The 9,739-nt window shown below is 36.0% G+C and carries 8 protein-coding genes; 3 read left to right on the top strand and 5 right to left on the bottom strand.

Annotation, left to right across the window (positions count from 1 at the left end; genetic code table 11):
* The 3 genes from K9V48_RS25800 to K9V48_RS25790 all read right to left on the bottom strand — a co-directional run.
* Positions 1–682 (bottom strand): hypothetical protein (locus K9V48_RS25800; RefSeq protein WP_224141957.1); only part of this gene is annotated, 682 nt, incomplete at its 3' end.
* A 275-nt stretch (positions 683–957) separates the two neighbouring features.
* Entirely contained in the window at positions 958–1,704 is a 747-nt protein-coding gene (locus K9V48_RS25795) for a TerC family protein (protein ID WP_224141956.1), read from the bottom strand.
* 535 nt (positions 1,705–2,239) lie between these two features.
* The gene (locus K9V48_RS25790) at positions 2,240–3,430 is read right to left on the bottom strand and encodes a MalY/PatB family protein (RefSeq protein ID WP_224141955.1); all 1,191 of its coding nucleotides are present in this window, start codon (positions 3,428–3,430) and stop codon (positions 2,240–2,242) included.
* A gap of 332 nt (positions 3,431–3,762) precedes the next feature.
* On the opposite strand from K9V48_RS25790, the gene cysK reads away from it, so the two are divergent.
* Both cysK and hmpA read left to right on the top strand, forming a co-directional pair.
* Positions 3,763–4,686 carry a cysteine synthase A gene (cysK, locus tag K9V48_RS25785; protein WP_224141954.1) on the top strand — a complete coding sequence of 308 codons (924 nt, stop codon included), beginning with the start codon at positions 3,763–3,765 and terminating at the stop codon, positions 4,684–4,686.
* A 552-nt stretch (positions 4,687–5,238) separates the two neighbouring features.
* Positions 5,239–6,456, top strand: coding sequence for an NO-inducible flavohemoprotein (gene hmpA, locus K9V48_RS25780; protein ID WP_224141953.1), 1,218 nt, complete (start codon positions 5,239–5,241; stop codon positions 6,454–6,456).
* Positions 6,457–6,551: 95 nt separating this feature from the next.
* Here hmpA and K9V48_RS25775 read toward each other — a convergent pair whose 3' ends face one another.
* Together K9V48_RS25775 and hisC are read right to left on the bottom strand one after the other, a co-directional pair.
* Positions 6,552–7,724, bottom strand: coding sequence for an aminotransferase (locus K9V48_RS25775; RefSeq protein WP_224141952.1), 1,173 nt, complete (start codon positions 7,722–7,724; stop codon positions 6,552–6,554).
* Between the two features lie 370 nt (positions 7,725–8,094).
* On the bottom strand, positions 8,095–9,210 hold the full coding sequence (gene hisC / locus K9V48_RS25770) for a histidinol-phosphate transaminase (protein ID WP_224141958.1): 1,116 nt from the start codon (positions 9,208–9,210) through the stop codon (positions 8,095–8,097).
* A gap of 377 nt (positions 9,211–9,587) precedes the next feature.
* Between hisC and K9V48_RS25765 the strand changes: the two genes are divergently transcribed.
* Positions 9,588–9,739: transposase (locus K9V48_RS25765; RefSeq protein WP_498043134.1), on the top strand; the 152-nt coding region annotated here is incomplete at its 3' end.

Below are 9,739 nucleotides of genomic sequence, written 5' to 3'. Positions count from 1 at the left end.
CCTCTACCCACAGTTTATGGTTATTTCGATAATGATGTAAGGTGTGCTGTCCTTTGAACAGTTTTTTGCCACCAAAAACCACACTTTTTGTATTATTTCTTAAAGATTTAAGTTGTTTTTGAAGTCGGTCTAAACGGTATTCCAATCGACCTAATCGGTTCTTAAGGGCTTTTATTTGGATATCTAAATAGTGATGTTCAAATTGATATGCATGATAGTAAATATCCGTTTTCTTTTTGAACTCCACGACAAAAAAGTTTCCTTTTTGTTGTTCACGGGAGGTTTTATTGAAGGATGGTTTTCCTTTGATGAACGAGTGTTTGATTTTTGTTAGAGTGGTTACTCTACTTTTTGTCGATTTGATTTTCCTTTTTACGGATTTGATTTGTTCTTCTTTCGTAGAAATGTACATTTTCTTAAGTTCACTTTGAGATTTTATCAAAGCATTTGCTTCCTGAACAACTGAATTTGTGTAATAATCGTTCATTTCAAAACGATTTTTCACTGTTAAGTGAAGAGATTTATCTCGCTTACTTTTCCCTGAACGCTTTTCTGCGACTTGTGTTTGAAAAGCAAAATGTTTCGCGCGATTAAACAAAAGAAGGGAGTGGGAAATGGCATCTACATATACTTTAGGCAACGTATTTTTATAGATTCTTTTTGAAAAATAAGCCTTTTTCATTTCTCCTCCACCCCGAACGTATATTCGATAAGATTATTATAACAAAAAAATATCCCATTTACCATATTTGAACAAAAATATTTTTGAAAGAAAAACAGAGTCATTCATCCCTCACTTATCCGCTATCTCGTCTTGAAGATGGGAATCTTCTGGCTAGAAAAGATAAACTGCACCATTTAGTCGAAAAAAGAGCTTAAGATTTGTTCATCTTAAGCTCTTTCTTTTTCGTCGCAAATTTATTCTCTTTACTGACCTCATTTTTGCTTATACTTTTATTATTCTACTTGTGATTCTTTCGTTTTCTCTTTTGATAAAAACCAACCACCTAAAGCAATTAAAAGCATGACTGACCAAAAGATTGTGTTCCAAATGGGTCCTTCGACAAAATCATGAGAAATGATGTGTACGGCTGGATGCGCGAGCGTATGCATTAATAACTTAACCCCTACCCAACCAACTAACAACATTGCAGCGGTTTCAAGGCTAGGGCGTTTTGTCAATAGCTTAACAAAGAAGCCTGCTGCAAATCGAATGACAATTAACCCTGCAATTGCACCGATAATAATCACAATAAATTTAGCTCCATCCATACCACCAATTTCACCAATTGGAGTATCTGGTAAGGCAATAACAAGAGCTACTGCTGCTAAAATAGAGTCAACAGCAAATGCAATATCTGCTAAAGCAATTTGTGCAACGGTCATCCGATAGCTTTTCCCTTTTTTCTCTTTTTCCCCATGGTTCCTTTTTAAAATATGTTTTAAAGCGATGAAAATTAAATAAGCAGCCCCAATCGCTTGAACTTGCCAAACATGGAAAAGGTACGAAATAATAAAGATTGCACCAATTCTAAAGATAAAAGCTAAAAGCAGCCCAATATTAATCGCTTTTTTTTGCTGTTCTTCCGGTAAATGCTTCGCCATGATAGCTAAAACCAAAGCATTATCAGCCGATAATAAACCTTCTAAAAGAATCAGAATAATTAAAACCCAACCATACTCTAATAATAAAGATAGCTCCATATTACCCCCCTTAAAATTTAAAAGAATTTTGTCTTTTTCTTTTGCTAATATTGTCTCATTGTAACTAATTCCTTATTCAATTCTTTTGCATCGTTACTGATTTATCCACAAGTAAAATCCAACCAATTTTTTGATGTTGTTGATTCTTTCTTGCTTAATCAAATCTTTTTCACCAAGTCTGTTAGTGTGCCTAGGGAAAATAATTTTATGCCACAAATAACAGCTACTCCTACTAAAGTGTTGATATGAAAAAACGGGGAAGTAACCATACTGAAATTCACTTCATTTTGAAGAGTGCCTACTTTACCCCACGCACTTGAAATACCCGGTTTATAGAATTTTATTTTGATAAAACCAGCAAACATCGTACAAACTATATACATCACATGTAGTATGATTGAACCAATAAAAGCTTAAAGCACGACCTTCATTTAGATATCCCTTTTCAAAATTCATTATTAGTTTAAATGTTTTCCACTTTAGAAACCTAAACGATGAATTGTTATTTATTAAGCACTATTCATTCATCCACAATTTAATTTAATTCTTCAAATTCTCTTGCTATTCTTTCAAATGCTTCCTTAATCATAGGTCTAGGAGATGGGATACAAATTCTTTGATAATTTACACCTTCGTCTCCAAACATACTTCCATCTTCTAATATTACATTAGCCTTGTTATAAATACGATCGTGAACTTCTTTTGGAGAAATACCGTAAGCGCTAAAGTCCATCCACATCACATACGTTCCTTCTGGAATTCTCACTTTTACTTTAGGCATCTTTTCAGCTAAGAATCGTTGAACGAATTCCATTGTGCCATCGATATATTCTTTTAACTGTTCTAACCAATCCTCTCCCTCATTGTATACAGCGATGAGCGCAGAGATGGTGAATGGTGATGCCATTTGCATACCCATTTCTTTACTGAATGTTTTTTTATGAGCTTGATTAGGTATAATAACATTTGTACAATGAAGTCCTGCTACATTAAATGTTTTGTTGATTGCAGTACACGTAATAATATGATCATTGTTGTCCGTTACTTTTGCGATTGGAATAAATGTTTGATGACGTCGAATTAAATCACCGTGAATTTCATCAGCAATGATGAGCACACCATTTTGCACACAAATATCAGCTAGTTTTTTAAGCTCTTCCCGATTAAAAACTCTTCCAATTGGATTATGGGGATTACATAAAATAAACAGTTTCGTCTTTTCTTCCTTTGCTTTCGCTTCAAAATCCTCAAAGTCTATCGAATAATAGCCTTCATCATCACATATAAGCGCATTATTCACTACTTGTCTCCCATTACCTTCTATTGCTCTTGTAAATGGCGGGTAAACCGGTCTCTGAATAATAACGCCGTCGCCTGGCTCCGTGAATGCCCTTACTGCAATATTCAATGCATGAACAGTTCCTGGACTGTAAATGATTTCTTCCTTCTTAATTTCCCAATCATGTCTCTTTTTAAACCAATATTGAATAGCTTCATAGTACTCATTAGGAAAGATTGAATAACCAAATATTCGGTTGTCCACAGTTTTATGTAACGCATCTAACAAAGGTTGCGGTACAGGTAAATCCATATCAGCTGTAAATAAAGGTAACGTTTCCTCATCATATCTTTTAGTAAGACCCGCTCTTTTAATAAATTCGCCACCGTCCCATTTAACAGAATAGGTCCCTCTACGATTAACGATTTCATCGAAATTATATTTCATTTTCATTCCACCTTTCATGTTTTACCCTTTCCTTATCTTTCAAATGCCATCGATCACATAGTTTCATTATCCGGATATTAAATAGAGGAAATCCGAACATTTTTTTGGATTACTGTCCCTTAAATAATAGCATATATTGTAAAAAACTATAAAACTAGGTTGTTTGAATCCTTTAAATTAGTAGATTTATTTAAATATTTGAACAAAGTATAATACGCTAACTCAAAATCAACTATTCCAATCAGAATAATATATTATCATTAAAGGATTTTGAAATAACAAACTAAAACCTTTATCATAAGAAATATAAAAGTAGAAAGGTAGATAGAAAAATGAAACTTTACAACTCCATTCTTGATTTAATCGGAAAAACTCCAATTGTAAAATTTAATAGAGTTAATGACCCAACTGGAGGGGAAGTATACATAAAACTTGAATCTTTCAACCCAGGTGGAAGTGTGAAAGATCGTGCGGCCATTAGTATGATCGAACGCGCTGAAGCAGAGGGAAAATTAATTCCTGGAAAAAGCACGATCATTGAACCTACATCAGGCAATACTGGTATTGGGATTGCAATGGTAAGTGCGGTGAAAGGGTATCGCTGTATTATTACAATGCCTGATAATGCAACGGCAGAGCGTGTGAAAATAATGAAGGCATACGGAGCAGAAGTCTATCTTACCCCTGCAAGTCTACGCATGCAAGGATCCATTGACGAAGCAAACCGTTTAGCAAGCAACATACCTGACCACTTTATTCCAATGCAATTCGAGAATCCAGCAAATGCTGACGCGCATCGAGGAACTACTGCAGTAGAAATTATGGAAGCATTTGAAGGAAAACTTGATGCCTTAGTCTTAACTGCCGGAACGGGTGGAACCGTAACAGGTACAGGTGAAGAATTAAAGAAACTATTACCGGATTTGAAAATTTATGTTGTAGAGCCATTTGGGTCACCAGTCCTATCAGGCGGTGAGCCTGGACCACATAAAATCCCTGGCACTGGCCCTGGTTTTATTCCAACGATTTTAAACCGTGATATTTTTGATGAAATTTTACTTATTAAAGACGAAGATGCACAAACCATGGCACGCCGCCTCGCTGCAGAAGAAGGAATCTTTGTTGGGGCCTCAGGAGCATCTTCTGCTCATTTTGCAGTCCAAGTGGCAAAGAAACTTCCATCATCCGCAAGGGTTCTTTGTTTGGCACCAGATACTGGAGAGCGTTACTTATCTTCTGACTTATTTCCGAATTAATTATGTAAATTAAAAATCACTTTAGTAAAAGAGTTACAGATAAAGTTGCCATTCAGTAAATAACATGTTTACTGAATGGGAATTTGTTATTTACCCTTTTCTTCAGCTAGCAATACTTTAATTCAACAAGGAGAATCGTATGGGAACAAAGCTAAATCCGCATTTTCAATGAATTTCTTTCTTAATTCATTACTAATCGTAGTATTGTCCTCTCTTCGTTCCTATATATCTATTGACTCCTAATTCCATTTCCCCTTCTATTCACTTTATTTTGAATAATTTGTTAAAAACTTTACTCCTATTCAATTGTTCCATCTCTGATATACCACTATTTGCTAGTGGCCATGAGCCAATTATAATTATTTTTCCTCATCCACTTTCGTCATAACGATATCAAATTGTATAGAAAACATTACCAATAGCTAAACTAACATTTGGAAATGTAATTGTGACAATTTCTTTAAAGATGTATTTAAAATATATCTTTTTAATCACAATTACTTTATCATTAAACATGTAAATAAAATACATCTTTTAAAAGGGTGAGTATGTATGTTGAATGCAAAAACAATTGAAATTATTAAAAGTACGGTTCCTGTATTAGAACAACATGGAAAAGATATTACGACTCGTTTTTATGAATTACTATTTAGTAAACATCCTGAACTATTAAATATTTTTAACCAAGCGAATCAAAAGCAAGGCCGCCAGCAAACGGCATTAGCAAACGCAGTTTATGCAGCAGCAGCAAACATTGACAATTTAGGAGCAATTATCCCTGTCGTTAAACAAATTGGGCAAAAACATAGAGCTCTAGGTGTTCAACCAGAGCATTACCCAATTGTTGGTGAAAATTTACTTCAAGCGATTAAGGATGTATTAGGTGATGCGGCTACTGGTGAAATTATTGAAGCATGGGCTGAAGCATATGGAGTAATTGCTGATGCGTTTATCGGTATTGAAAAAGAAATGTACAAAGAAGCAAAAGAACAACCAGGTGGTTGGGAAGGATTTAGAAATTTCATTGTAGATAAAAAAGTCAAAGAAAGTGATGTGATTACATCCTTTTATTTGAAACCAGAAGATGGAGGAGCAATTGCATCTTATCAAGCTGGTCAATATCTAACGGTAAAAGTACAACCTGAAGGCGACGAACATACACATATTCGTCATTACAGCTTATCTGAAGCACCAGGAAAAGAGTATTATCGAATTAGTGTAAAACGGGAAGATGGCAATGATGTCAAGTCAGATGGCATTGTTTCTACTTACTTACATCAAGCTGTTCAAGCGGGCGATGTTCTAGCTGTTAGCGCACCTGCAGGAGACTTTGTTCTTGAGGCAAAAGATCTACCAGTTGTTTTAATAAGTGGTGGTGTTGGTCTAACGCCGATGGTAAGTATGCTAAACACAGTCATCGAACAACAACCAGAGCGTGAGGTTACGTTTATTCATGCCGCATTAAACAGCAACGTACATGCGATGAAAGATGATGTGGCTCAACTAGCACGCGAGCATTCAAACGTAAAAAGCTTTATTGCTTATTCTCAACCAACTGAACAAGACCGTGCAGCTAAAAACTTCGATAAAGAAGGATTTGTTGATTTAGACTGGTTAAAATCAATCTTACCAACGAATCAAGCAGATTTTTATTTCTGTGGTCCAACTCCTTTTATGAAGGTCGTTAATAGCGCTCTTAAGGAATGGGGAGTAGCTGCGGAAAATATTCATTTCGAATTTTTCGGACCAGCTAGTCAATTAGAAGATTGATCTATAAGCGCATAAACGAAAGGCTTTCGCTAACATTATAGCGAAAGCCTTTCGTTTATTGATTTTACATAGAACTACTATGATCTAAACCCGACTTATGATGATACTAATTGCACATTTTTCACAAACTTCTCCATTCTTCTCATGGCTTCACGTAGTGCATCCATGGAGGATGCATATGAACAACGTACATGTCCTTCTCCACCTTCTCCAAAGACACTTCCAGGAACCACTGCTACTTTCTCCTGCAGTAGGAGACTTTCTGCAAATTGCTCTGATGTTAAGCCTGTACTACGTATTGATGGAAAAACATAAAAGGCACCACCTGGTAGGTGACAGTCCAACCCCATTTCATTTAAGGACTTAACAACAAAATTACGACGGTTACGATAACTATTTCTCATTTCCTCTACTTGCTGATGACCGTTTCTTAACGCTTCAATCGCGCCATACTGTGCCACAGATGGGGCACATAACATTGTGTTTTGGTGGATTTTCAACATCTGTTGACTAAACCCCTCAGGTGCACATATGTATCCTAGCCTCCAGCCCGTCATCGCAAAAGCCTTTGAAAAACCTGAGATAATAATCGTTCTCTCTCTCATCCCAGCTATAGATGCTATTGAACAAAATGATTCATCATATGTTAGTTCCGCATAGATTTCATCCGTTATGACGAGTAGATCATGTTCGATTATGATCTCAGAAATTTCTTCTAATTCTTCTTTATTTAGAAAGCTTCCTGTCGGATTATTTGGTGAGCAAAGAATAATCGCTTTTGTGTTTGAATGAATAGCCTGCTGAATCTGCTCAGACATAGGTTTGAACTTTGAATCAAGTGTTGTTTTTACTGGTACGGGGATACCTCCTGCTAATGTTACAAGTGGTGCATAAGCGAGATAGCTTGGCTCTATAATTAAAACTTCATCACCTGGATTTAAGATTGCACGCAATGAAAGATCCAGCGCCTGACTCCCCCCAACCGTCACAATAATTTCTGACTCTGGAGTGTATGCAACTTGAAAACGAGATTGCATATAAAATGCAATTTCTCTACGCAGTTCCATTAAACCAGCATCGTCAGTATACGATGTATTCCCTCGCTCCAACGATTTAATTGAAGCTTCACAAATAGACCAATGGGTAATAAAATCTGGCTCTCCTACACCTAATGAGATAACTCCCTCGACACTATTTGCCATGTCAAAGAAACGGCGGATGCCAGACGGTTTAATTTGCTCAGCCCTTGAAGAAAGATACGATTTCATGATGATACTCCTTTCTGCCAACAACTTTACGTTGTACGTTAACTAGTCGATTTCATTCGGTCTTAATTAGACCACTACTGTCAACGAATTCATACACTTTCAAAAACATATTATATCACCTAACATTTCATTTTCTTCTACAATTCATTACTCGCCCAAAATTCTTCTACTTTTATATCCATATCCTTCTATTTTTTGAAATTTACAGTCACTTACTAGCCAGACTTAGCATTTTACTAGCCAAATCTGTAAATTCCAGTTGTTCCCTTTAAAGGAAAAGTGTCAAGCTAAATCTTATGTTTAGCAATCTCCCCTACCTCAAGTTTCAAAAGAAAAAAGAAGATAGATGAGAGATCGCTGCCCGTTAAGTTTAAGGTAAGTCTCGCTTTATGATCGAACCAATTGTCTCAAGTAATATCTCATTTTCTTCTGTGGTCCCCACTGATATTCTTAAATGTTCAGTTAATCCCCATATTCCACCGTACCTTACGATAATTCCCTTTGCCATAAGTTGCTCATATACATGTTTGGCATTTGGTCCAATATGCACTAAGACAAAATTACTCATGCTCTCGATATAGTGTATTCCTAATTTTGAAAAGGCCTCGTACATTTGATTACGACCGTTTTCGTTCATCGCTTGGGAATCATTAACATGTTTTTCATCAGCGATAGCTGCCGTAGCTGCCACTTGAGCTATTGTATTCACATTAAATGGTTCTTTCACTTTAAGAATATCTTTTACAATCTCTTGAGAAGCTACCCCATAACCAATTCGTACACCAGCTAACCCATAAATCTTCGAAAAGGTATGTAATACGATAATAGGGTAACCTTGTTCAACAAATTCCAATCCATTTGTATAATCTTCTGCTTTCGCATAATGACTATATGCACCATCGAACACAACAAGCACTTGTTCTGGTACGGAATCTAGTAACTGTTGTAGTTTCGCTTTTGCAAGATATGTTCCTGTCGGATTATTAGGTGAACAAATATAAACAATTTTCGTTCGTTCTGAAATCGCAGATAGGATAGCTTCAATATCGTATTCATAGTTTTCACCAAGAGGCACTGCTACGACACTCGCTCCCATCACATGAGCACCAAAATCATATTCACTAAATGACGGAGAAGGAACAATGATTTCAAGACCTTCTTCTAAATATGCCTCTGAAATGAGTGTAATAAGTTCATCTGCTCCATTGGTAACAATGAGTTGTTGTGTTTGTACATGAAGTTGCTTCGAGATCATCTCTTTTACATGTGTCGCATCAGCATCTGGATAACGATTAATTCCATTGATACTTTTTGAAATTTCTTCAATAGCCATAGGAGACGGACCAAGTGGATTTTCATTTGAAGCTAGCTTAATCACCCGATCAAGCCCTAACTCTTTTTGTACTTCCCATATCGGTTTCCCCGGGGAATATGGTTGTATCTGTTGTAATGATTTACGCGGTTGGATTTTTTGTTTATCTTCCATCATGAAAAGTCCCTCACTTTATCATAAAATATCTACTGCATATCTTATCACACATACTTCTAAATTGGCTGTTTAGGTATTCTTTTGCTCAAGCTTGATTTCGAAGCTATATATTTCTCTATCATAAAGAATCAGAAAGAAAATAAACCATCCAAATGAAAGCTATTTTAGCCATCCACTTTCAAGGATTTTGTTAAAACAATTATCAAACTTATTTCAAAGCCACACCTTTTCCACCCACTAAAAAACAGCATTAGGTTGTTAACCTAATGCTGTTCAGGCTGTTGAGAAAGTTTTTTCTCAACAGCCTTTTTTGAGTTTAAGTGAGTTCTTGCCTGTCAAAACTGCTAAAAAGGAAAAATAAGGAGAGATGCAGTATGATGGGAACCTTAAAGAATCATAGTAATCAAGAAGTTACCGTATCCGTTGAATCATTAGTTCCAGTGGATCATTTTTTACGTGCCGTAGAAGCCACGATAGATTTTTCATTTATTGAAGAAAAGTTACAGCCTTATTATTGTGAAGACAA

It is taken from the genome of Metabacillus rhizolycopersici, from assembly GCF_020075705.1.
This window is presented reverse-complemented; position numbering and strand designations above follow the sequence as displayed.

Excerpts from the sequence above, each read along its gene's own strand:
- K9V48_RS25795 (WP_224141956.1), bottom strand. The coding sequence starts at position 1,704 with ATGGAGCTATCTTTATTATTAGAGTATGGTTGGGTTTTAATTATTCTG.
- K9V48_RS25790 (WP_224141955.1), bottom strand. The coding sequence starts at position 3,430 with ATGAAATATAATTTCGATGAAATCGTTAATCGTAGAGGGACCTATTCT.
- cysK (WP_224141954.1), top strand. The coding sequence starts at position 3,763 with ATGAAACTTTACAACTCCATTCTTGATTTAATCGGAAAAACTCCAATT.
- hmpA (WP_224141953.1), top strand. The coding sequence starts at position 5,239 with ATGTTGAATGCAAAAACAATTGAAATTATTAAAAGTACGGTTCCTGTA.
- K9V48_RS25775 (WP_224141952.1), bottom strand. The coding sequence starts at position 7,724 with ATGAAATCGTATCTTTCTTCAAGGGCTGAGCAAATTAAACCGTCTGGC.
- hisC (WP_224141958.1), bottom strand. The coding sequence starts at position 9,210 with ATGGAAGATAAACAAAAAATCCAACCGCGTAAATCATTACAACAGATA.